Origin of the sequence: Paenibacillus sp. IHB B 3084, assembly GCF_001447315.1 — a bacterium.
Lineage (GTDB): Bacteria > Bacillota > Bacilli > Paenibacillales > Paenibacillaceae > Paenibacillus.
On record NZ_CP013203.1, the window covers coordinates 3,148,757 to 3,172,399 of the forward strand.

Genomic DNA, 23,643 nt, shown 5'->3' on the forward strand with positions numbered 1-23,643 from the left:
GGTTACCAAGGGATACGGCATTTTAAGATGCTTTTGTCGACTGATTTTATACTTTAGGGCGCTAAAATATCTCAATTGACAAAGCATCTTATATTTAAGTAAAATGGACTGGAATTGCAGGGGTGACATGGAAAAGTGGTCAAACCTTCCAAGCAAAACAACAACCGAAATAACACCGGAAATGCCTTCAAGGCAATTGGACTGGTGAGCGCTATCGGCATTGATTTAGCCGTGTGCACACTGGGTGGTTTTTATGCCGGAAAGTGGCTAGAAGCCAAACTTGGTGGTTCCGGAATTTGGATTGGCGTAAGCGTTCTCGCAGGCTTGGTTGTAGGCGCATTGAGTATTGCCCTTGTGATCGGAAAGGTATTGAGGGATAACCATGAGTGAGATGACCCGAATGCAAAAAATGTTATGGATCGTAGCGCTTTGTATTATGGCTCTGTGTTTCCTGGTCTCCGCCTTCATGCCCCAACATCGTGACATTGCTCACGGAATCATTCTGGGAACGGGAGTAAGCTGTCTTAATGTGCTGTATATGGCCTACAAAATTCGACAGGTTGCGAGTGCGGCCGCCGGTGAAGGCAAGAAGAAAAGGGTGGGCATCGGCTTTGGAGTTCGTGTTGCGACCTCTATTTTGGCGGTAGTGCTGGCGATAGAATTTCCGGCCTATTTCCATGAGATCGCTGTAATGGCAAGCCTGGTAACTGGACAGTTTCTTCTTTTAATTATAGGCATCATATTCGCGCTACAGGAAAAATGATGGCTCAACTGAGAAAGGGGTGAGAAAACATGTTGCATGAATCACCGATTATCGAATTGGGCGGGTTTAACATTGACTTGTCCGTCATTATTATGCTTTTTGTAACTTGCGCGATTGTGTTTGGACTGGCTTTTGCTGCAACGCGCAATTTGTCTGTGGACAATCCAAGCAAGCTGCAAACTTTATGGAATGGGTCGTTGAGTTCGTTCAAGGACTGATTACCAGCACGATGGATTTGAAAAAAGGGAAGCCGTTCCTCTCCTTGGGGATGACGCTGATCATGTTCATTTTTGTCGGAAATATGCTGGGCTTACCATTCGGTATTGTGACCGATTTCGATAATACGCAAAGTGCCCAAGTATTTGGACACCAAATCATTCCAGTCAAGGAAGCATTAGAACAAGCACAGGCGGCTCATCCGGGCGAACCTGCCCACGTGGGTGTCAGCTGGTGGAAATCACCTACCGCAGATGCAGGAGTGTCCATTGGTCTGGCATTGATGATCTTTGTGCTGGTTCATTTCCTGGGAATCTTCCGTAACACCAAAGCATACTTCAAGCATTACATTCAGCCATTCCCTTTCTTTTTGCCAATTAACCTGATTGAGCAGTTCTCGAAACTTTTGACACATGGTATGCGTCTATTCGGTAATATCTTTGCCGGCGAGGTTTTGATTAGTGTGCTGCTGAAATTGACAGCAATTGGTGTTGGAGGGTGGATTGCCTCTGTATTGGGGCTGGTTGTATGGCAAGGATTCAGTATCTTTGTCGGCAGTATTCAGGCGTTCGTCTTTACTATTTTGACGTTCGTGTATATTTCACAGGCAATCGATACACATGAAGAAGAGCATTAGGTCATTTCAGTTTCCGGTTTTTAGTTAAGTTCAGGAGTGCGCTTCGCTCTTAACTGCATATACATGTACAACACAAATACACATCTCTAAGGAGGATTTTTAAAATGGGAGCTTGGGCATTAATAGCAGCAGCTATCGCAGTAGGTTTGGGTGCGCTCGGCGCAGGTATTGGTAACGGTCTGATCGTAAGTAAAACAGTTGAAGGTATCGCTCGTCAGCCAGAAGCAAAAGCTTCATTGCAAACTGTCATGTTTATCGGTGTAGGTCTGGTTGAAGCACTGCCAATCATCGGTGTCGTTCTGGCATTCATTTTCTACGCAGCAGCTTAATTGAATGGAAGCAAGGTTTGGCGGGGAAGGCACAGCCATCCGCGCCTTCTTTGTTCGTTTGAAGAATGAAAGATCCAGGACTGACGTTCACCGGAAAGGAGTGACTTCAATTGAGTTTAAATTGGACAAGTATCGTTTTTACTATAATTGCATTTTTGATCTTGTACTGGTTGCTGACCCGTTATGCATTTGGCCCCCTCTTTTCAATTATGGAGAAGCGGCGAGAGCTTGTTTTGAAGCAAATAAATGAAGCGGCACAGACGCGTGAACAGGCTACTGCCTATGTTGAGGAGCAAAAGCAGGCTCTCCAACAGGCACGTAAAGAAGCCTACGATATTATTGAGCAGTCGAAACAAACAGGTAGCAAGCAAGCGGAGCAAATTATTGTTCAGGCCAAGGACGAAGCTGTCCGCCTGAAAGACGAAGCTGTTCGTGAGATCACAAGCGAGCGCAATAAGGCAGTTGCCGAGCTGCGCAGCGAAGTGGGCCGGGCTTCAGTACAAATCGCTTCCAAGCTGATTCAAAAAGAAATCAAGGAAGACCAAGTCCAGGGAGAGCTTGTCGACCAGTACCTTAAAGAGGTAGGAGGCAAAGCATGAGCCGGGATACGGTAGTTGCCAAACGGTATGCGAAAGCTTTGTTTGAAGTGGCGGAGCAAGAGCAAACCATTATGGAGACCGAGCAAGAGCTGCGTGCTTTTGTAGAAGCTGTCTCCGGGGATGCTGAAATCCGTAAGTTCATCAACTCTCCTAACATTACGGAAGCGGTCAAGCTTCAGGTTCTGGCTGACAGTTTTGAGAGCAAGCTGTCTGCCCCACTGATCAACACGATTAAGCTGTTGATCCAGCGCAGCAGAGCAGATTTGTTCGAATCTCTTCTCGCTGGATACCTCGATATTCAGGAGTACAAGCTGGGACTTGCCCATGCAAAGGTGTATTCCACTTATGCGCTCAGTGAGCAGGAAAAAACAGCGGTAGCCGAGCAATTCGGAGCCCGTGAACATAAAACAATCCGTGTGGAAAACATAGTGGACCCGAGTCTGCTGGGCGGATTGAAAGTGGTTATCGGCGATACACTGTACGACGGCAGTCTGGCCGGCAAGCTGGATCGTCTCGAGAAATCCTTTAACAGACGAGTATAGAAGATAGGGGTGAACACACTTGAGTATCAAACCTGAAGAAATCAGTTCATTGATTAAAAGTCAGATTGAACAATATAAAAATGATATCGAGGTCGTTGAAGTCGGCACTGTTGTTGAAGTCGGCGACGGTATTGCCCGCGTCTACGGACTGGAAAAAGTCATGTCCGGTGAATTGGTTGAATTCGAAAACGGCGTTTTGGGCTTGGCGCTCAACGTGGAAGAAAGCAATGTCGGTGTTGTTATTCTCGGTCAATTCTCCGATATCCGTGAAGGCGGCCAAGTGAAACGTACAGGTCAGATCATGCAGGTTCCTGTAGGGGAAGCATTGATCGGACGTGTTGTTAATCCACTGGGACAACCAGTAGACGGTAAAGGCCCGATTGCTACAACGGAATTCCGTCCGGTAGAAAGCCAGGCTCCAGGCGTTATGGCCCGTAAATCGGTACATGAGCCAATGCAGACGGGGATTAAAGCTATTGATGCGATGGTTCCGATTGGTCGCGGTCAACGCGAGCTGATCATCGGTGACCGTCAAACAGGTAAAACCTCTATTGCGATTGACGCGATTTTGAATCAAAAAGGCAGCGGCATGAAATGTATTTATGTTGCCATCGGCCAAAAGCAATCTACGGTAGCTCAAGTCGTTGAAACCTTGCGTCGTCATGGTGCTTTGGAATATACGATTGTCGTTACAGCGGCAGCTTCCGACCCATCACCATTGCTCTATATCGCACCTTACTCTGGCTGCGCTATGGGTGAGTACTTTATGTACAAAGGCGAGCACGTGTTGGTTGTATACGATGACTTGACCAAACAAGCGTCAGCTTACCGGGAACTTTCCCTGTTGCTGCGTCGTCCACCGGGCCGTGAGGCATACCCAGGTGACGTTTTCTATCTGCATTCCCGCTTGCTGGAACGTGCGGCAAAGCTGAATGACGAGTTAGGCGGCGGATCGCTAACTGCGTTGCCATTCATCGAAACACAGGCTTCCGACGTATCTGCCTATATTCCAACGAACGTTATTTCCATCACAGACGGACAAATCTTCCTCGAAGCTGACTTGTTCTATGCAGGACAACGTCCGGCGATTAACGTAGGTATTTCTGTATCCCGTGTAGGTGGTTCGGCTCAGATCAAAGCGATGAAAAGGTTGCAGGTTCCCTGCGTCTGGACCTCGCCCAATATCGTGAGCTTCAAGCGTTCTCCCAATTCGGTTCTGATTTGGACAAGTCCACCAAAGCTCGTCTGGATCGCGGCGCGCGTATGATGGAGATTTTGAAACAGGGTGTTAACCAGCCGCTGGCTGTAGAGCAACAGGTTGTGAGCTTGTACACTGCGGTAAAAGGCTTCCTGGATGATATTCCTGTAGCAGACGTGAAACGTTTTGAGAAAGACTTCCTTTCTTATATGGAGTCTGATCATCAAGATATTCTTCAATCTATTCGTGATACAAAAGACTTGGTACCTGATAACGATGCGGCTCTCATAGCAGCTATCGAGAAATTCAAAAAATCATTTGCCACGTCGGTTTAATACATTGGAATTTGCCAGTTTATGACGAGAAGTGTCCTAAGGAAGCGTGCCCTCCGGGCTGTGGCTTCCTTGGCATGTTTTATCCTCAATAACAGGCCCTTTATGATTAGTCCGGCTGGACTGTCCTTCATCATGGACAGCCGGATATCCAGAACCGGTTTACGAAGTTAGTTTTGACTTTGTCAAAGCTAAGTGAATGCTTACGAAGTAGCTTTGGCTTTGCCAAAGCTTGAAGGTGGTGAAATCATGGCAAAAGGTATGCGCGAGATTAAACGTCAGATCAAAAGTGTGCAGAGTACGAAGCAGATTACGAAAGCGATGGAGATGGTAGCTGCATCCAAGCTTAGAAAAGCTCAGGAGAAGGCTGAGGCGGCTCGTCCTTATTCGGAAAAGCTTAGGGAAGTTGTGACCAGTATTGCTGCGGGGTCAAACAACGTTAAGCACCCGATGCTGGAATCGCGTCCGGTCAAAAAGACGGCATATCTCATCATTACATCTGATCGTGGTCTGGCTGGTGGTTATAATGCCAACATTTTGCGGCAGGTTACACAGACAATTGCGGAACGTCACCGTTCACAGGATGAATTTACAATTTTCATTATTGGACGAAAAGGACGGGACTATTTCAGACGCCGCGAGTTTCCTATTGCCGAGTCGGTAACAGATCTGTCGGATACACCTGCTTTTGCAGATATCAAGACGATTGCCAACAAAGCTGTGCAGGGTTTTGAGCTCAAAGAATTTGATGAGCTGTATCTATGCTATAACCGCTTTGTTAATGCATTGACTCAGATTCCAACCGTTGACCGTCTGTTGCCTATGGCGACGCCGGATTCCGCTGCTGCTGCATCCTCGATTAACTATGAGTATGAGCCGTCACCGGAAGGAGTGCTGGAAGTGCTGTTGCCGCGATACGCGGAAACACTCATCTATGGTGCTTTGCTGAACGGTAAGGCGAGTGAGCTGGGAGCAAAAATGACAGCAATGGGATCTGCCACTAAAAATGCTACGAAGCTGATTGGTGAGCTGTCGCTGACCTATAACCGTGCTCGTCAAGCGGCTATTACCCAGGAAATTACGGAAATCGTGGCAGGGGCAAGTGCCCAGTCTTAATGGGCTTTTTTTGCGGACTGCTGTATAGCTGGTCCTATACTAATATGATAATTTGCGGGCGCAAAACAAATCGTGTAGTTCGGATTTGCGGCTGTGCAAGCTTGTAGGAGGGAAACCAAAAGATGAACAAAGGACGCGTAGTGAGCATCATGGGTCCGGTTGTCGACGTTGAGTTTGAACGCGGACAGCTTCCGGAAATCCTGAATGCCATTCATATTGGGACTGTGCTGGAGAACGGAGTCAAAGTTGACCTGACGCTCGAAGCATCGAAACACCTTGGTGACAACCGTGTGCGTTGTATTGCCATGTCTTCCACAGATGGTCTGGTTCGTGGAGTTGAAGCAATCGATCAGGGAGCACCTATTTCGGTACCTGTCGGTGAAGCAACTCTGGGACGCGTATTTAACGTACTTGGAACGCCAATTGATAATGGTACTGATTTGAGTGAAACAGCTAGAAATCCGATTCACCGTCAGGCTCCTGCCTTCGATGAATTGACAACTCAAGCAGAAATGCTCGAAACCGGCATTAAAGTTATCGACCTGCTGGCTCCTTACGCCAAAGGCGGTAAAGTCGGGCTGTTTGGCGGTGCCGGTGTAGGTAAAACGGTAACTATTCAGGAATTGATTAACAATATCGCTCAGGAACATGGTGGTATTTCCGTATTTGCAGGCGTTGGTGAACGCACACGTGAAGGAAATGACTTGTACCATGAAATGAGAGATTCCGGCGTTATCAACAAAACAGCGATGGTGTTCGGACAAATGAACGAGCCTCCAGGCGCGCGCTTGCGTGTTGCCCTTACGGGTCTGACGATGGCGGAGTATTTCCGTGATCAGGAAGGCCGTGACGTGTTGCTCTTTATTGATAACATCTTCCGCTTTACCCAAGCTGGTTCCGAGGTTTCCGCCCTCTTGGGACGTATGCCTTCGGCAGTAGGTTACCAGCCTACGCTGGCAACTGAGATGGGTCAATTGCAAGAACGGATTACTTCTACTAAAAAGGGTTCTGTTACTTCCATTCAGGCGATCTATGTACCTGCGGATGACTACACTGACCCGGCTCCTGCTACAACGTTTGCCCATTTGGATGCAACGACAAATCTGGAGCGTAAAATTTCCGAAATGGGTATCTACCCAGCGGTTGATCCACTCGCGTCGAGCTCCCGGATTTTGTCTCCGGAAGTTGTGGGTGAAGAGCATTATAATGTAGCACAAGGTGTAAAACAAATTTTGGCCCGTTATAACGAGCTTCAGGATATCATTGCTATCCTGGGTATGGACGAGCTGAGTGAAGAAGATAAAATGCTGGTAGCCCGTGCGCGCAAAATCCAGCGTTTCTTGTCCCAACCTTTCCACGTTGCCGAAGCGTTCAACGGCTTTCCGGGTAAATATGTACCGGTTAAAGAAACTGTACGAAGCTTCAAAGAAATTCTGGAAGGCAAGTATGATCATCTTCCAGAAGCGGCCTTCCTTTTTGTAGGGGCCATCGAGGAAGCGGTAGAAAAAGCCAAAACGCTGTAGCATACAGGCGAAGAATAGCCGAGCCTTACGAAGTGAGTTGTCTGCGGGCAGCTTTCAGGAGGGATTCAAGTGAGCACATATTTGTTGGAGATTGTGACGCCGGAGCGCCTGGTCTTTGCAGAACAGGTAAACAGCATCAGTGTTCGCGGCTCGGAAGGCGATCTCGGGATTTTACCCGGACACCTTCCCTTGGTCACTCCCTTGAAGATTGCGCCGGTACGTATTAAAACTGGCGGTCAGACAGAAGTGATTGCAGTCAATGGGGGCTTTGTTGAAGTCCGCAAGGATAAAGTGGTCATTTTGGCTGAAAGTGCGGAGCGTTCCGAGGATATTGATGTGGAGCGTGCCCGTGCGGCAAGGGAGCGGGCAGAGCTGCGGCTCCAGAGCAAGCAGGAGAAAGTAGACCATCATCGGGCGGAGGTAGCCCTGCAACGGGCACTTAACCGTCTGAATGCAACAAGCATCAGAACCAATAAGAATTAATATTGGGTTTAACTGGATTGTAAAAGGGTTCGGCATGGTATGCGGATGGAATGACAGGGAGACCGCTTCATAGTTTCTGCCAAATGATGTTCCGGCAGAAGAAGAGGAGGTAGCCTTTTCCTTCCTTCGATCACTGTGATCGAGCCCTTTTTTTAGATATGATTTCCAAAAGTACAGTCCTATTTCTTGCCTAATAGCTAGGTACATAGTACCTTTTAAATTCACGAAACAGAAGAAAATGTTCGTATTTTGTCGAAATAATTGTCCTGAAAATAGAATTAGCACTGGCATATTAGGCGTTCGCCGAGTATTATAAAGAAGTCTGTGACGCAGGTGGGAGGGATTACGGATGAACGGGAAGCAGCAATTGGCTGAACAGTTAAGTCAATCGGCGAGTATGACCGCGCTAGTCTCCATGATCGTGTCGCTCATTTGTATAGCGCTAGCTTGGTGGGCCTTACAGAGCTTAAAGCTGGATTTGTTCATCAGGCATCCAAAGGGACCACAGGGCAGATTGCTGCACTTGTTTCTTGCCATTATTTTGGGACAACTGGTGTCCGGGTTTCTGTTAAGCTATATCTCATGGAGCCAGATGCTTTAGAATGTGTTTTAACATGAAGAGGGCGGGTTATATGACTTTATGGCTGTGTATCTGCGGGAATTGTCGAATAACATCGTGCCATATTGTCAACAATGGTAAACAAAAGAACTATACGTGTATAGCTGGTCGAGCAGGCTAGAAGCACAATAGTCGTCATGTGTAAAAAACGCTTGTATACTTGATTTAATCAGTGTTATGATGGCAGTTAGGGTATTAGTAAATTCTTGTTTTTTTATGTAATGAAAAAGCAAGGCATGAAAATAGCGGAAAATGTTCTTTTTTTCCATGATGGAAAAGGGAAATGACGCGCGGAGGGAACCATAGATGAGCAAATTTATCGTCCGCGGTGGCAACAGATTGACCGGGAGTGTCAAAGTCAGCGGAGCCAAAAACTCAGTTCTGCCGATCATCGCCGCTTCTCTTTTAGGAGAAGAAGGAGAAAGTGTTATCATTGATGCACCTCCTCTAGACGATGTGATGACCATTAACAAAGTGCTGGAGTCCTTAGGAGCAGGCGTTACATACCAAGACGAGGTCATTCGTGTTGACGCGCGGAAGATAATTTCCTGTGAAGCCCCTTACGAGTGGGTTAGGAAAATGCGCGCATCGTTTTTGGTTATGGGGCCGTTGCTTACACGTTTGGGACACACAAGAATTTCGCTTCCAGGCGGATGTGCAATTGGTACGCGACCGATTGATCAGCATTTGAAGGGTTTTGAGGCATTGGGCGCCGAGATTAGTCTGGGCCAAGGATTTATTGAAGCTAAAAGTAACGGACGTCTGCGCGGAGCCAAAGTTTATTTGGATGTAGCCAGCGTAGGTGCGACCGAAAATATTATGATGGCCGCTACTCTAGCGGAGGGCATTACCACCATTGAAAATGCTGCCAAGGAACCTGAGATCGTTGATCTTGCGAATTTCCTGAACGGTATGGGTGCCAAGGTGCGCGGTGCAGGTACAGGCGTTATTCGCATTGAAGGTGTTGAAAAGCTGCACGGTGTGAAGCATACGGTCATTCCCGACCGGGTAGAAGCAGGTACTTACATGGTTGCTGCTGCGATCACAGGCGGGAACGTATATGTAGAAGGCGCGATATCGGACCATTTGGGACCGGTTATCTCCAAGATGGAAGAAATGGGTGTAACCATTCAACCGGATGAAAATGGAATTCGCGTAATTTCGGATAAACCGTTAAAGGCCGTCGACGTTAAAACGTTGCCTTATCCTGGTTTCCCTACGGATATGCAGTCTCAGATGATGGCACTTCAACTTGCCGCTGAAGGAACCAGCATTATCACGGAAACCGTATTTGAAAATCGTTTTATGCATGTGGATGAATTTCATCTGATGAATGCGGAGATTAAAGTTGAAGGCCGTTCCGCTATTGTAACCGGCAATGCTAAATTGACAGGTGCAAAAGTGACCTCAACAGATCTGCGTGCAGGTGCTGCCTTGATTCTGACTGGGCTGATTGCGGAAGGTACAACGGAGGTTTCCGGCGTACATCATATCGACCGTGGTTATGTTCATCTGGCTGAGAAGCTGACCGGGTTAGGCGCGGATATTTACAGAGTAACGGTTGAAGAGCCCAAGCTGGGTGCTTCCAGTGCTGAGCGCGTCATACCAGAACCGGCATCAGGGAATCTGTTCAAGATTCAGCCTTCCCTGGCCTAAGCTTTAGCGTATATAGCCTCATGCGGCTAATACATGTTGTAATATTTACGAACAAGTGAGAAACCAAGTCCATTATGGACTTGGTTTTTTATGTTTTCAGTCTGTCTTTTTCATTCTTTCAGTTCTCTTAAAAGGGTTCTATCAAAGTGGACGACCTCATATGATTGAAAATATCTGCTGGAGCATATCGTTGCTTCCAGCCGGACTCTAGCCCTTTGATGGAGGTTTCAGCTTATGAAAGATTCACAGGTTCGTATTTGTATACCCATTCATCATGCCAAGGAACATCGCCGGGTTTCACCTGTGGGAGACAGCCACGGCTCTATAGCTGTTGCACAGGCAGGGCGTCCTGTGCAACAGCAGACCGTTCCGCCGGGCGCGTCAGCTCCTGACAGAGTGACCCTCACCGCCCGACGTGCGGCGGCGGTCACTCCCGCGCAGCGCCCTATCCCGGCGTCGTCGCTCGCCCCCGGGGCAGTCACGACCCGCGAAGCACGCGGCAGCCAGCCGTCCGTGCCGCTGTCGTATCTGCGGCCTGCCACCGGGCATGTCCCGCGCTGGGGCAGTCACCGCCCGTGGCTGCCCGCCGCGGCTATGGCGGGCCTGCTTGCGCTAGCGCTGGTGGTGCCCGCACTAATGGCGTGGCCACGCCACACGGCGCAACCGTTACCGCCTGGCAACCGCACGGCTACGCCAGCGGTTGCGAAGGGCGAGGCGCCTGTTACACGCCTGCCGGGCGTCCCGCCCATGCCTGCGGTGCCCGCCGCGCCAGCGCGCAGCGTACCAGCGGCGGCAGAGCCGGACGTGCGCGTGTACGTCACGTCCACCGGTCGCACGGAGACGCTGCCGCTGGAGCAATACATTGTCGGCGTAGTAGCTGCCGAAATGCCGCCCAGCTTCGAGGGCGAGGCGCTGAAGGCGCAGGCCATTGCCGCGCGTACCTTCATTGCCCGCCGTTTGCTGGCTGATGACACCAGCGGCGCTCCGGCGGGGGCGGATGTGACCGATACGGTTAAGCACCAAGCCTACATTTCCAAAGCCAAACTTAATAGAGAGTGGGGGCATGCTGGCAAATCCGCAGAACTGGCCAAAATCCGGCAGGCTGTACGCGACACCAAGGATACGATCATGGTATATGAGGGCAAGCCGATTACCGCTTCCTTTTTTTCTACCAGTAACGGTTATACTGAAAATTCAGAGGATGTATGGGCCAAGGCTGTGCCTTATTTACGGAGTGTGTCAAGTCCATGGGACAAGCAGCTTGCGCCCCGTTATGCAGAAACCGTCACACTGAGCCGTCAGACTGTGTTTAATAGATTGGGTTTGAGCCGTACGGCGATGGCCGCTTCTGCCGGAGGAGGGAGTATACCGGAAATTCGGATACTTTCCAAGACAAAGGGACATCGGATCAAGCAGATCGAAGTAGGGGGCACTATTTTTACAGGGCCGGAAATCCGAAATAAGTTGGGATTGCGTTCTGCTGAATTTACGTGGAAGGCGGAAGGGGATCGGATCGCCATTACAACCTACGGATACGGACATGGTGTCGGTATGAGCCAATGGGGAGCTAACGGAATGGCCAAGGAAGGACATACCGCCACTCAAATTCTCCTTCACTATTATACGGGCGTTTCCTTTGCCCAAGCCTCTCGTATTCTAAGTTAGTAAATTTTTCAAAACTTTGAAGTATAAAAGAGTTGCACCCGGTAACACTGGTTACTGAGGTGATGAGCAAATGAGTGAACAAAATAAAAACCAGAACCAAAATCATGAAGAAACACCCAAAACCTTTCAGGGTGGAAGGGCTTCACGGCCGTCTTCGTGGAAAAAGCTGTTGTCCAAAAGGTGGGCATACCCGGCAGCCTACATTGCCGCAGCAGCCATTATACTAACTTTAGTGTGGGTCTATCAGGATGCCAGCCAGAAGTCTTTCAAACCTGACCCAACTAATTCATCGGTACAGAATACAACAACGATCAATACCGATGTTACCGGACAACAGCCTGAAAGTATGGAAGTCGTTGCCCAGTCGGAAAATCTCGCATGGCCGGTAGCAGATGCTGCCGCAGTACAGGTCGTAAAGCCATTCTTTGACGAAAACGCGACTGCTGACGAACAGGCGGCTGCGATGGTAGAGTACGATAAAACCTTTACCGCCAACACCGGGATTGATCTTTCCCGCGCCGATGATCAAACGTTCGAAGTGAGAGCTGCCCTCAGTGGTAAAGTGACTCGTGTGGAACAACACCCGCTGGTAGGCAATGTGGTGGAAATTACACATGATAATAATCTCAGAACCGTGTACCAAAGCTTGAACGATCTGAAAGTAAAAGAAGGCGATCAAGTAAAACAGAACGATGTCATCGCTTCGGCGGGTCGTAATGAACTTGAAAAGGATTTGAAAACACATCTGCATTTTGAAGTGTATCAGGATGCCAAGCCAGTGAATCCAACCGGTCTGCTTCCTAAAAAATAAATTAGCCATAGCTTTTCATGTAAAGTGGGGGATCATCATCCCTCGCTTTTTTCTTGTGCTTTTGTAGTTCATGGGGTCAACATCAGTTGCTTTTGCCAAATAAATAGGCCTTCCGAAGCATGTCTTCCCGCCAAACCGCGAATATATAGGCACACTCCTCATATAATGTACCAAACTATCCACAGTAGGGAGGCGGGAGCGTGCACGATTACATCAAGGAACGGACCATCAAAATCGGTCGCTGTATCGTGGAAACAAGGAATACGGTCCGTACGATTGCCAAGGAATTTGGTGTCTCCAAGAGCACGGTGCATAAAGATCTGACCGAACGGCTGCCTGAAATCAACCCGGACCTTGCAGATCAGGTGAAGCACATTCTCGAATACCATAAATCCATCCGCCATCTGAGGGGAGGGGAAGCGACGAAAATCAAGTACAAAAAAACGAGCGGCAAAAGAAGGGAGATCCTCGTTTCAGGCAAGTCCTAAAAATATATAGTGAATTGGCTGGCAAAGCCATTGAATCAACCCCCTGAAGTATGATATGTTAAAAGATGGTACAAGATCGAAAAATGACATGTAACCGTAGGTTTATACATATATTTGCCGCTTCTTGTCGAATCTCAGCTTTTTAAAATATCACTTTGGGGGCCTTTTTAATATGTTCAGTAATGATATCGGTATCGACCTCGGTACGGCCAACGTGCTTATCCACGTCAAAGGGAAGGGGGTTGTTCTTGACGAACCTTCCGTTGTTGCAATAGAAAGCGATACAAAAAGAGTTCTGGCTGTCGGAGAGGAAGCGCGCCGTATGGTTGGACGTACTCCCGGTAATATCATAGCTATCCGTCCACTACGCGACGGTGTCATCGCCGATTTTGAAGTGACCGAAGCGATGCTAAAATATTTTATCAATCGGGTAGGAGGAAAAAGCTGGTATAGCCACCCTCGTATTCTGATTTGTGCGCCGACGAACATTACCTCAGTGGAACAAAAAGCGATTCGTGAAGCGGCGGAGCGTAGCGGGGCCAAAGAAGTATTTTTGGAGGAAGAGCCAAAAGCAGCTGCCATCGGGGCAGGAATGGATATTTTTGAGCCTAGTGGCAATATGGTTGTGGATATTGGTGGTGGAACAACAGACGTTGCGGTCCTCTCTATGGGGGATGTAGTAACGGCTTCTTCCATTAAAATGGCAGGAGACAAGTTTGATTCCGCCATCATGAAATATGTGAAAACAAAGTACAAGCTTTTGATCGGGGAACGTACGGCGGAAGATATTAAAATCGCCATCGGTACCGTGCATCCGAGCGGACGACAGGCAGAAATGGACATCCGGGGGCGGGATATGGTATCCGGATTGCCTAAAACGTTAAGTATTTCTGCGGCTGAAGTGCAGGATGCGCTCAGAGATCCTGTATCAGCGATTGTGGCTGCGGCCAAGTTTGTATTGGAGCAGACTCCACCGGAACTGTCAGCAGACATCATTGATCGTGGTGTTATTTTGACTGGCGGCGGCGCGTTGCTAAGCGGTTTGGACGAGCTGCTTGCCGAGGAGCTGCGTGTTCCGGTACTGGTTGCTGAAGATCCGATGCATTGTGTCGTCAAGGGCACAGGAATTATGCTGGATAATTTGGATCATGTCGTTAAGAAAAAGTTCTAATCTGCCGATAGTGATTATAAGAGACTCGTGTACGATCAGGCAGGCTATCTAGGTTTTGGCTTCCATGCCTCCGTACGAGCAGATTTTTGACCAGGAGAGTACAGAATTGGGGTGCACGATACATGTTGAGAGGTTTATATACTGCGGCCGCCGGAATGACAACGCAACAACGACGCCATGACACCGTGACGCAAAATATTGCCAATATGAACACACCGGGATACAAGCAGGAAAATAGTGTTCAGCGTTCTTTTCCCGAAATGCTTATTTCGATGACCGGGGGCAATCCGAATAACCCGGACCGTACGGTCGGCAAGCTCAATACTGGCGTTTTTGCTGAGGAAAGCCTCTCCCCTTACATTCAGGGGGCATTGAAGGATAGCGGACAAGCTACGGATTTCGCAATACAGTCCAATATTAACGTGAACGACCCGGCAACCGGTCAGCCTATGGCTTTTGATCGGGCGGGGAAATTCATCAATGCTAACGGTGAAGTCACCTATCGTCCGGAAGCGTTTTTTACGGTTCAAGACAGCAACGGTAATGTACGCTATACACGTGATGGGCATTTTCAGGTAAATGGAACGGGTGCGTTGCTCTCGTCGACTGGTTCAGCAGTGCTGGATACGAATGGCAAGCCGATTCAATTGACGGGTGCTGTTTCAGCGCTTAAAGTAAATGAGCGGGGCGAATTGGTGGACAAAGCCTCTAATCAGACGTTGGGAACGACGCTTGGAATCAGTGTCATTGACCGTCCATACCAGCTCGTCCGTGAAGGTAACGGGAATTTCCGTCTGAATGATACGGACGGTGCTACGGCCAGAACGATGACTGCGAATGATGTGGTATCTGTTCGTCAAGGCTATCTGGAAGTATCCAATGTGGACGCTTCGCAGTCGATGGTGGATATGATGGCTGCGTTAAGAGCGTATGAAGCGAATCAGAAGATCATTCAATTTTATGATAAAAGCTTGGACAAGGCCGTTAATGAAGTAGGCCGTGTATAACAGGGGGTAAGTGATGAACAACTCCATGATCGGCGCAATGGTGTCTATGGCCAGTGTGCAGCAGCGCTTGGATTTGATTGCCGATAATATCGCCAATGTCAATACGGTTGGTTATAAGAGTAAACAGGGTTCTTTTGAAGATGTGCTGGCCAATGTGCAGCAGCAGCCTTCAACGTATCTCCAAAATGGACGGGCTATGCCGCTTGGCTATAATTTGGGCTACGGTGTGAAAGTAGCCTCGGCTATGAAAAATATGGAGCAGGGACCGCTTAAAGAGACGGGCCTTCCTACCGATCTTGCGATCCAGGGCAATGCCATGTTCGAAGTTCAGGGAAATGGACAGAAGGCTTGGACGCGTGACGGCAGCTTTCAGTTTGTTCCAGATCCGAATGACGGCAAAACGATGTTGCTGACAACTTCTGAAGGCTATCAAGTGCTGGATAACAATGATGTTCCTGTAACTGCTCCGTCTGGCTCCAAGGTAGCGATTAACCCGGACGGTGAATTGCTTATTCGCCCAGACGGAACGGGAAATCCAATAGTTGGTCAACGGATCAAGCTGATGGATGTGCAACGTCCAGAAGGATTGGAACAGCGGGACGATAACCTGTTCGTGTTAGCATATGGTGTGACAGAAGCGAATGTATTTGGTGCAGCAGGTGTAGCGGGCGCTGTTCCAGCTGACGTATCTGTACGTTCCGGTTATCTGGAAGAGTCCAATGTAGATTTAGCGGGTGAAATGACGGACATGATGCAAGTTCAGCGAATGTATCAATTGGCGGCACGGGCGCTGACTTCTAGCGACACGATGATGAACCTGGCCAACAATCTGAGGGCATAGGGATTTGGTGATGAAAGAAGAACAACCCAATTCCCGTCCGGTGCCTGAAAAGGCGAAGTCTCGCTGGCGTACTGCCCGTTATTTCGTAATACCGTTGCTGCTCCTATTCTCGCTGCTGGGTGGTTTGATTGCAGGATATGTGATCGTAGGCAAGCAAGGGCTGGCAGGCGTATTTGAATGGAAAACCTGGCAGCACGTCATTGATCTTATATTTGCGCCTTAGTTTACTTTAAATGAGTGGGGGGCGGGAGAAGACCGCTCCGCGTGCAGATTGTTCTTCCGATTGCTGTTATCCCCAGATTCCTTTTGATTTTAAAACATTCGAGGTTTGAATCCGGGGATAAAGGCAAACGCTGCGCTTCTTCAGAACAATTCTGCCCGCTCCGCTGCTACCCGCCATTAGGGCCACTTTTATTAAAATAAACCACCTGCAATTTGTGTGGGTAGTAATAAAACAACAAAACCCTGTGCCAGCGGCGCAGGGTTTTGTTGTGCCTTTAACGGCAGGAGCCTCCAGCGTAGCGCGTATGGATTGCAGCCAATGAAGGCCGTCGCAGAGGCCTTCGGTGTTGTTTCGCCCTTCACGCCAAGCGAGCATTATTGAAGCAGGCTTTCTTTTTGAGCCAAAAGTAACTTGGCGGAGAGGTTTATTTGAATCTGGAGAAGCGGCAGCGTTCGCCTTTGCTCCTAAATTTTAACCTTAAAGGCTTTATAAAACGAAAAAAATTAAGGGGCAACAGCGATCGGAAGATCAAATAAATCGCGCAGCCCGTCCCCTTGACTCAAATTGAAGCTCCGCTTCACCCCATAATAGGAGCACCCAATATGGTACTTCCGCGTAATTTTCTTTTTACACCTGATAACTGTATAATGATGGGGAAGTTTAAACACTGCGGGGTAAAACCAAGCACGGGCAAAAGGGCTTCTTCGCGCCTCAGGTTGCATAACCGGCGGAAAAAGCCCCTTATCTCAACCTCCACTTCTGCAGTAGGTGAAGGATATCTAACATTGTTGCCGTTATGAGCTGTTTTTATGCAGCGCAAGCGGGGTAATATTATGCTTGCAGTAACTCATGACTGAACAGAGTCAAATTTGCAAGCGGGAGGAGTTATTAAGGTAAATGGACAAATTGCAATTGGATGTTAATCAAATTCAGGAGATTATCCCACATCGAGCGCCATTTTTATTGGTGGATCGTATTATTGAGCTGGAGGAAGGGAAAAGAGCAGTAGGCATTAAAAATGTAACGATGAATGAGCCTCATTTCATTGGACATTTTCCGGGGTATCCCGTTATGCCTGGTGTGTTGATCACCGAAGCACTGGCTCAAGTTGGGGCTGTCGCATTACTGCACCTAGAGAGCAATCGTGGCAAAATCGGGTTCTTGGCAGGGTTGGATGGTTTCCGTTTCCGTGGACAGGTGGTTCCTGGGGATACGCTGACGCTTGAAGTGGAAATCACTCGTTCCAAAGGCGCATTTGGCAAAGGGAAAGCTACGGCTAAAGTAGGCGATACGGTAGTAGCTGAGGGCGAAATTATGTTTGCTTTATCTGACCCTCCCCAATAAATAAAGCTCTGCCGACATAAGCACGGCGTCTGAATCGAGTGCATGTGTACATAGAAATCCTGTTTTGACAACCCAAAAATGGAGAGGGGAAATTCCGTATGACGCAGTTGAGTAAAAAAGCATTAGAAGGCATTGAGAGCTGGCTGCAAGACCCTTATATTGATGAAGAAACCAAACAGGAGTTGCGCGCGTTGGAAGGCAACGAGCAGGAACTGGAAGATCGCTTTTACAAAGAGCTGGAATTTGGTACAGGCGGTCTGCGTGGAGTGATCGGGGCAGGAAGTAATCGGATGAACCGTTACGTCATTGGACGTGCGACTCAAGGGCTGGCTCGCTATATTTTAGAACAGCATGCTGGTAAAGAAGGCAAACCTTCGGTTGTCATTGCACATGATTCTCGTCATTTTTCACCAGAGTTTGCTCTGGATGCAGCTTTGGTGCTGGCGGGCAATGGTATCGTGGCTAAGTTGTTCCCTTCCTTGCGTCCAACGCCACAGCTTTCGTTTAGTGTACGTCATTTGGGAGCCAGTGGAGGGATTGTTGTGACAGCGAGTCACAATCCTCCTGAGTATAATGGATACAAGGTATACAACGATGAAGGGGGTCAGCTTGTTCCAGATCAGGCTGAACAGGTAATTGGTTATATCCGTGAGGTTCCTTCTTTTGCCGACATTCGCAGTCTGACACGTGAAGAAGCAGAGGTACAGGGATTGTTGGTTTGGCTTGGAGAAGAGGAAGATGAAGCGTTTGTAGATACGGTAGCCAGTGTGAGTGTAAACCGTGAGCTGATTGCAGCCGGTCCAGGCAAAAACTTCAAGGTTGTGTTTACACCTCTTCATGGCTCAGGCAATGTACCGGTTCGTCGCGTGTTGGAGAAAATCGGTTTTGAGCAGGTACATATTGTGCCTGAGCAAGAACAGCCGGATGCTGAATTTTCTACTGTCAAATCACCCAACCCGGAAGAACGCGATGCCTTCAAGCTGGCGATTGCACTGGGTGAAAAGATTGGTGCGGACCTGTTGATCGGTACAGACCCCGATGCGGATCGCATGGGAGCAGTTGTGAAAAACCGTGACGGCGAGTATGTAGTATTGTCCGGTAATCAGTCTGGCTCGATCATGGTCTACTACTTATTGAACCAGCTAAAAGAAACGGGTAAGCTCCCAAATAACGGAGCTGTCATTAAAACCATCGTAACGAGTGAAATGGGCGCAGTGATTGCTGAGCATTTTGGAGCAACGGTATTCAACACGCTTACGGGCTTCAAGTACATTGGTGAGAAAATGAATCAGTTCGACCAAACGGGTGATTATACCTACCTGTTTGGCTATGAGGAGAGCTACGGCTATTTGGCAGGCAATTATGCCCGTGACAAGGATGCGGTCTTGGCGGCTATGCTGATCGCTGAAGCTGCTGCTTATTACAGCACACAAGGTAAGACGCTCTATGATGTTTTACAAGAGCTGTACGAGCAGTTTGGCTACTTCCTTGAGAAGCTGGAGTCTCGTACCCTTAAGGGTAAGGATGGAGTGGCACAAATTCAGGGCAAAATGACCGATTGGCGTAGCAACGCGCCTCAAGAGATTGCAGGCGTGAAGGTAGATAAGGTACTGGACTACTCACAAGGTCTGGACGGACTTCCACAGGAAAATGTACTCAAATTCTTACTGGAGGACGGTTCGTGGTTTTGCCTGCGTCCTTCGGGCACAGAGCCCAAAATCAAAGTATATTTTGCGGTACGCGGTTCCTCGCTGTCAGACGCGGAGCAAAGAATCAGCCACCTGGTCGATGCTGTTATGGCTCGCGTAGACGCTTGAGAAAAATCCCTTTATAATAGAATAGGTTAAGGTAATTGGATAAGATATAGTAATCGGTGACCTCTCACGGCAAAGGGCAGTACGCCGTGGAGGTCATTTCTGTATTGCAGAATAACCTGGAAGAGGCTTTGGGAAAATAGGCTTATTCCGGCAACGGAGGATTTTGCAAAATTCAATGAGTGACCTACCAAAGGGCTGAGTATGACAAGGTGGGCAGCATTGAATTTTGCAAAATCCCGAATATTAAGGAGGTTCTTTGGTGTATCAGAAATGGCAGTATTGGAATACGGCTTCTCGAAAATGGTTATGGATTTTGGTGGCTGTCGGCTTGCTGGCTTCCATTCCAGTCATCGCCGATCGTGTGAAGACAGAATCCTCGAGTAAAAAAGTAGAGATTGTATTCGATTATCGGGATTTGACGGAGGCAGCCTCGTATCAGGCTCACCCGCAGGACTATCTGAATGAGCAACTTGACCGCTTACAGCAAGCGGGTGTGAACAGCATGGCGATGTATGAAAGTACGTTGGATGATTTCCGTAAAGCGGGTCGAGTTGTAACCTATACGACTCAAAACGTTGCCGATATGGAAAAACGGCTTTCACCTGCAAATGAGAATTTTACGTATATTGTTTTCGCTGACAAAGAAAATGCCAACGCATTAAAGCCGTTGATTTTACGTACGTTTACAAGTCTGGACATCAATGTAAAACCTTGGACTTATCAGGGGCAGGAAGGGTTAGTTGTGGAAACATCTCCAGAGGATGCGTATCTCAAGCCCATGCAGCCTGACCCGATTGCGATGAAGCAGCTTCGGAGCAAAGGATTTTTTATTGTTCCACGGATGAGTGATAGTCTTCCTTACAACCAGGAGTTGACGGAAGAGATGCTTGCTTCCTTTCAGCAGAATGGTGTAAAACGCATTTTGTTTGAAGGTGATTCAGTCAAAGGCTTCACCGATAACGAGAAAGAGCATAGCTTAGCGGCATTTGCTAAATTGTTGAACAAATACGATATTGGCCTAGCTGCTATCGAAAACTTAAAAAAACCGCAAGCAGGCTTCAATAAGCTCGCTTACGATATCCACTATAACGTTGTGCGTTTATACTCATTGAGCGATAAAGATTCAACGCTTGATGTGGAAACGTTGGCCGATCGTTTTGCACTGGCCACCAAGGACCGTAATATTCGCATGTTGTATCTGAATACCGCGCCTAGCCGTAGTATTGCTGAAGCCAAGGTGAAGGATTCGGTAGATAACCTGATCCACAGCTTGGACAAGCCGGGTAACGTTGTACAACGGATGGAGAAAAAAGGGTTTGAACTCGGACAGGCTGAACCGTTCCAAGTCGTCGATTCTTCCATTCAGCGCTATCTGAAAATGATCGTCGTACTGGGTGCACTGGCATTCTTCTCCATTATGGTGTCCTATTTCGTCCCGGCATTGACTTTGCTGGCATTTGCACTCGGTTTAGTAGGTTCAGCAGGACTTTATGTTCTGAACTCCAGCTTGATGGAGCAAGGCCTGGCCCTACTCGCAGCGATTAGCGGACCTACGGTTGCAATGATCATCGCTGTGCGTACGATTAGAATTAAACGTGAACAGGGAGCTGAACTTTCTGTAGGTCAGCGTTTGATTCAAACGTTTATACTGTACGTGCAGACGGCGATTTTGTCGCTGGCTGCGGTGCCTTTCGTTATTGCGCTGTTGAACAGTATTGCCTACAGCCTTGTGCTGAACCAATTTAGAGGTGTAAGCTTGCTTCACATTTTGCCGATTTTTTTGGCGGCGATATATATTTTCTTTTATCGTGGCGTTTCTATACGAGAGGAAATTTCCAAGCTGCTACGTACGCCGATTACTGTATTGTGGGTTATCGCACTGGCTGTTATCGCAGCCGCAGGTTATTACTATTTGACTCGTACCGGAAATGCGGGTACGGTGTCGAACACGGAGCTGGTTTTCCGGAATTTTCTTGAGAATGCATTTGGTGTACGTCCGCGTAATAAGGAATTCTTGATGGCACATCCACTATTTATTGCTGGTGCGTTCCTGGCGTTGAAATATCGCAAAGCGATCTATTTGCTGATTATCGCTGCTATTGGTCAAGCCTCTATGGTGGATACCTTTGCTCACATTCACTCTCCAGCGGCATTGTCGCTTAGTCGCGGGCTGTTAGGATTGGGCTTGGGCCTGGTGCTGGGAATCATCGCAATTGTCGTGTGGCAAGTGCTGGAAAGGTGTTGGAAGAAATGGTCACCACAGCTCAAACGATAATCATCTCGGGTTATTACGGCTTTAACAATAGTGGAGATGAGGCGGTGCTTAAGTCGATTTTGACAGCTTTAGAGGAGGAGAGTCGTCAGGCGGGGATTACAATCAAGCCTGTTGTTCTGTCTTCTGATCCCGCTTGGACACAGAAAATGTACGGAGTAGAAGCTGTACCACGGATGAGTCTGGGGGAAGTTCGTAGAGCGATTAAAAACAGCGATGGGCTAATAAGTGGCGGCGGGAGTTTGCTCCAGGATGCAACAAGCCCTAAAACTATTCCGTATTATCTGGCGATTCTGAAACTGGCCCAATGGGCTGGAAAGCCGACGTTTGTATATGCTCAGGGCATTGGTCCGGTACAACGGAAGATATTTTATCCTATGATTCGGTCGGTGTTTCAGCGCTGCGAATATGTATCTGTAAGAGATGAACAGTCTGCGGCGCTACTGGGCACCATGAAATTAAAACGTCCTGTTGTTGAGGTCGTTCCCGATCCAGTAATGGGGCTTCCATTGCCCTCCAATTCCGAAGGTTTGCAAGGAGCGGCTGTCGAAGGAGAAGATGAACTTCCAATCGTTGGTGTGTCCGTACGTTACTGGGACAAGGAACGTCGTGAATTAACGGCGATTGCGGATGGTTTGAAGAAATTAGCTGCTGGGCGCCGTGTACATTTGCGCTTTTTTCCTTTCCATCTGCCAGACGATGAGCAGGCTTCAAGGATGGTCATGGATTTGTTAGGGGATATTAGGGAAACGGGCAGCCGTGTTAGTATATGTGAGCAGGTTACCGATCCTCAGCAGATGTTGCTGGAAGTCAGTCGTTGTAGTTTGATGATCGGGATGAGATTGCACAGTCTGATTTATGCAGCATCCCATCAGGTGCCCCCGTTGGGGATATCCTATGATCCGAAAATTGACCATTTCCTCGGCCGCGTCGGTAGCCAGCCTGTAGGCACCACAGAAGCGCTGAATGGTCAAAAGCTGGCTGATGAGGCTATACGATTGCTGGATCAGCGGAGCCAATGGATCGAGAGCCAGGGAGCGGCAATTGCTTTGTTGAAGAGCGAGGCCCGTTTGCCGGCACAGCATATCATTAATTACTTGTGTCGCAAAGGATGATGGATACAGTGACAGTCGATAAGGTTACGAATGTGCCTACCGTCCCGATTTTCGGTGTTCCGGTATCAAGGCTTAATATGGAAGATACATTAAATGTATTGATCCAGGCGATAGAGTCTCGCCGTCCGCATCAGGTGATTACTGCTAATCCGATTATGGTTATGGCTGCATTGGATAATCCAGTGTACATGTCCGTGATGAAGCAGGCGGAGCTCGTCGTCCCGGATGGGACCGGCGTGGTCTGGGCCGCAAATTATGTAGGGCATCCAGTACCTGAACGAGTGGCGGGTTTTGACTTGTTACATGAATTACTTGGAGCTGGAGAAAACTATCATTGGAAAGTTTATTTGCTCGGATCGACATCCGAGGTGATTCAAGCGACTGCACAACGGGTACATGAGCTTTATCCTGGAATTACGGTTTGCGGCAAGCGTGACGGATTTTTTGGACCGGAAGAGGATGAAGCAGTGATTGCAGCTATTCGTGAAGCAAATCCCGATTTGCTGTTTGTAGCACGTGGAGCAGACACGCAGGAGCCCTGGATTGGTAAATATAAAGAACAATTGGGTGTTCCCGTAATGATGGGGGTGGGCGGTAGCTTCGATGTTATATCCGGTAAAGCCAAACGTGCACCTAAATTGTTCCAGAAGCTCAGAGCTGAGTGGTTGTATAGGCTATTGAAAGAGCCAAGTCGGTACAAAAGAATGCTTGCGTTGCCGAAATTCGCCGTGAAAGTGATGCGTGAAAAAGAAAACGTCACAAAAGTGTGATAAATAGCTTGAATCTGCCTTCAAAACCCGCTAATTTGCCAGAATATGAAGCTTGGTATTTATTTTCGATCAGAGTATAATTCAATGCGGTTACATCTGAAAAGGG

The 23,643-nt window shown here is 48.3% G+C and carries 22 protein-coding genes and 2 pseudogenes; all 24 read left to right on the forward strand.

Translation table 11 applies throughout. The features are described from left to right. The first annotated feature begins 135 nt into the window (after nt 1-135). Nucleotides 136-390, forward strand: a complete 255-nt coding sequence (locus tag ASL14_RS14830; RefSeq protein WP_134912163.1) for an AtpZ/AtpI family protein — start codon at nt 136-138, stop codon at nt 388-390. Then, nucleotides 383-763 carry an ATP synthase subunit I gene (locus ASL14_RS14835; RefSeq protein ID WP_044646220.1) on the forward strand — a complete coding sequence of 127 codons (381 nt, stop codon included), beginning with the start codon at nt 383-385 and terminating at the stop codon, nt 761-763. The genes ASL14_RS14830 and ASL14_RS14835 overlap by 8 nt, the downstream gene beginning before the upstream one ends. Before the next feature lie 29 nt (nt 764-792). Further along, a pseudogene (gene atpB, locus ASL14_RS14840) lies at nt 793-1,616 on the forward strand (F0F1 ATP synthase subunit A). Between the two features lie 104 nt (nt 1,617-1,720). Continuing rightward, entirely contained in the window at nt 1,721-1,945 is a 225-nt protein-coding gene (gene atpE, locus ASL14_RS14845) for a F0F1 ATP synthase subunit C (RefSeq protein ID WP_014278475.1), read from the forward strand. Nucleotides 1,946-2,055: 110 nt separating this feature from the next. Further along, on the forward strand, nt 2,056-2,544 hold the full coding sequence (gene atpF, locus ASL14_RS14850) for a F0F1 ATP synthase subunit B (RefSeq protein ID WP_134912164.1): 489 nt from the start codon (nt 2,056-2,058) through the stop codon (nt 2,542-2,544). Next, complete coding sequence (locus tag ASL14_RS14855; RefSeq protein ID WP_134912165.1) at nt 2,541-3,086, forward strand: F0F1 ATP synthase subunit delta; 546 nt, start codon at nt 2,541-2,543, stop codon at nt 3,084-3,086. The genes atpF and ASL14_RS14855 overlap by 4 nt, the downstream gene beginning before the upstream one ends. 19 nt (nt 3,087-3,105) lie before the next feature. Then, a pseudogene (gene atpA / locus ASL14_RS14860) lies at nt 3,106-4,619 on the forward strand (F0F1 ATP synthase subunit alpha). Between the two features lie 246 nt (nt 4,620-4,865). After that, nucleotides 4,866-5,732 (forward strand): ATP synthase F1 subunit gamma, encoded by an 867-nt coding sequence (atpG, locus tag ASL14_RS14865; protein WP_044646224.1) that lies wholly within the window; start codon nt 4,866-4,868, stop codon nt 5,730-5,732. Nucleotides 5,733-5,854: 122 nt separating this feature from the next. Next, nucleotides 5,855-7,255 (forward strand): F0F1 ATP synthase subunit beta, encoded by a 1,401-nt coding sequence (atpD, locus tag ASL14_RS14870; RefSeq protein ID WP_025683772.1) that lies wholly within the window; start codon nt 5,855-5,857, stop codon nt 7,253-7,255. A gap of 69 nt (nt 7,256-7,324) precedes the next feature. Beyond that, the gene (locus ASL14_RS14875; RefSeq protein WP_025683771.1) at nt 7,325-7,738 is read left to right on the forward strand and encodes a F0F1 ATP synthase subunit epsilon; all 414 of its coding nucleotides are present in this window, start codon (nt 7,325-7,327) and stop codon (nt 7,736-7,738) included. Between the two features lie 349 nt (nt 7,739-8,087). Further along, nucleotides 8,088-8,339 (forward strand): DUF1146 family protein, encoded by a 252-nt coding sequence (locus ASL14_RS14885; RefSeq protein ID WP_025683770.1) that lies wholly within the window; start codon nt 8,088-8,090, stop codon nt 8,337-8,339. 324 nt (nt 8,340-8,663) lie between these two features. Further along, on the forward strand, nt 8,664-10,013 hold the full coding sequence (gene murA, locus ASL14_RS14890) for a UDP-N-acetylglucosamine 1-carboxyvinyltransferase (protein WP_134912166.1): 1,350 nt from the start codon (nt 8,664-8,666) through the stop codon (nt 10,011-10,013). 234 nt (nt 10,014-10,247) lie between these two features. Then, nucleotides 10,248-11,678, forward strand: coding sequence for a stage II sporulation protein D (gene spoIID, locus ASL14_RS14895; RefSeq protein WP_134912167.1), 1,431 nt, complete (start codon nt 10,248-10,250; stop codon nt 11,676-11,678). A gap of 70 nt (nt 11,679-11,748) precedes the next feature. Beyond that, nucleotides 11,749-12,489, forward strand: coding sequence for a stage II sporulation protein SpoIIQ (locus ASL14_RS14900; protein WP_134912168.1), 741 nt, complete (start codon nt 11,749-11,751; stop codon nt 12,487-12,489). A 200-nt stretch (nt 12,490-12,689) separates the two neighbouring features. After that, a complete protein-coding gene (spoIIID, locus tag ASL14_RS14905; protein ID WP_007432737.1) occupies nt 12,690-12,977 on the forward strand; it encodes a sporulation transcriptional regulator SpoIIID in 288 nt (95 codons plus the stop codon). A 172-nt stretch (nt 12,978-13,149) separates the two neighbouring features. Beyond that, nucleotides 13,150-14,148: a rod shape-determining protein gene (locus ASL14_RS14910; RefSeq protein WP_044646231.1), complete on the forward strand. Its 999-nt coding sequence runs from the start codon at nt 13,150-13,152 to the stop codon at nt 14,146-14,148. A gap of 122 nt (nt 14,149-14,270) precedes the next feature. Beyond that, nucleotides 14,271-15,155 (forward strand): flagellar hook-basal body protein, encoded by an 885-nt coding sequence (locus ASL14_RS14915; RefSeq protein WP_134912169.1) that lies wholly within the window; start codon nt 14,271-14,273, stop codon nt 15,153-15,155. 13 nt (nt 15,156-15,168) lie between these two features. After that, a complete protein-coding gene (locus ASL14_RS14920) occupies nt 15,169-15,996 on the forward strand; it encodes a flagellar hook-basal body protein (protein ID WP_134912170.1) in 828 nt (275 codons plus the stop codon). A 10-nt stretch (nt 15,997-16,006) separates the two neighbouring features. Beyond that, a complete protein-coding gene (locus ASL14_RS14925; RefSeq protein WP_134912171.1) occupies nt 16,007-16,219 on the forward strand; it encodes a DNA-directed RNA polymerase subunit beta in 213 nt (70 codons plus the stop codon). An 897-nt stretch (nt 16,220-17,116) separates the two neighbouring features. After that, a complete protein-coding gene (gene fabZ / locus ASL14_RS14930) occupies nt 17,117-17,563 on the forward strand; it encodes a 3-hydroxyacyl-ACP dehydratase FabZ (RefSeq protein ID WP_013312312.1) in 447 nt (148 codons plus the stop codon). A gap of 98 nt (nt 17,564-17,661) precedes the next feature. After that, nucleotides 17,662-19,380 carry a phospho-sugar mutase gene (locus tag ASL14_RS14935; protein ID WP_134912172.1) on the forward strand — a complete coding sequence of 573 codons (1,719 nt, stop codon included), beginning with the start codon at nt 17,662-17,664 and terminating at the stop codon, nt 19,378-19,380. A 259-nt stretch (nt 19,381-19,639) separates the two neighbouring features. Next, the gene (locus tag ASL14_RS14940; protein ID WP_134912173.1) at nt 19,640-21,655 is read left to right on the forward strand and encodes a DUF5693 family protein; all 2,016 of its coding nucleotides are present in this window, start codon (nt 19,640-19,642) and stop codon (nt 21,653-21,655) included. After that, nucleotides 21,631-22,767, forward strand: a complete 1,137-nt coding sequence (gene csaB / locus ASL14_RS14945; protein ID WP_134912174.1) for a polysaccharide pyruvyl transferase CsaB — start codon at nt 21,631-21,633, stop codon at nt 22,765-22,767. Before ASL14_RS14940 ends, csaB begins: the two co-directional genes overlap by 25 nt. A gap of 8 nt (nt 22,768-22,775) precedes the next feature. Beyond that, on the forward strand, nt 22,776-23,537 hold the full coding sequence (locus ASL14_RS14950; RefSeq protein WP_134912175.1) for a WecB/TagA/CpsF family glycosyltransferase: 762 nt from the start codon (nt 22,776-22,778) through the stop codon (nt 23,535-23,537). Nucleotides 23,538-23,643 lie beyond the last annotated feature (106 nt).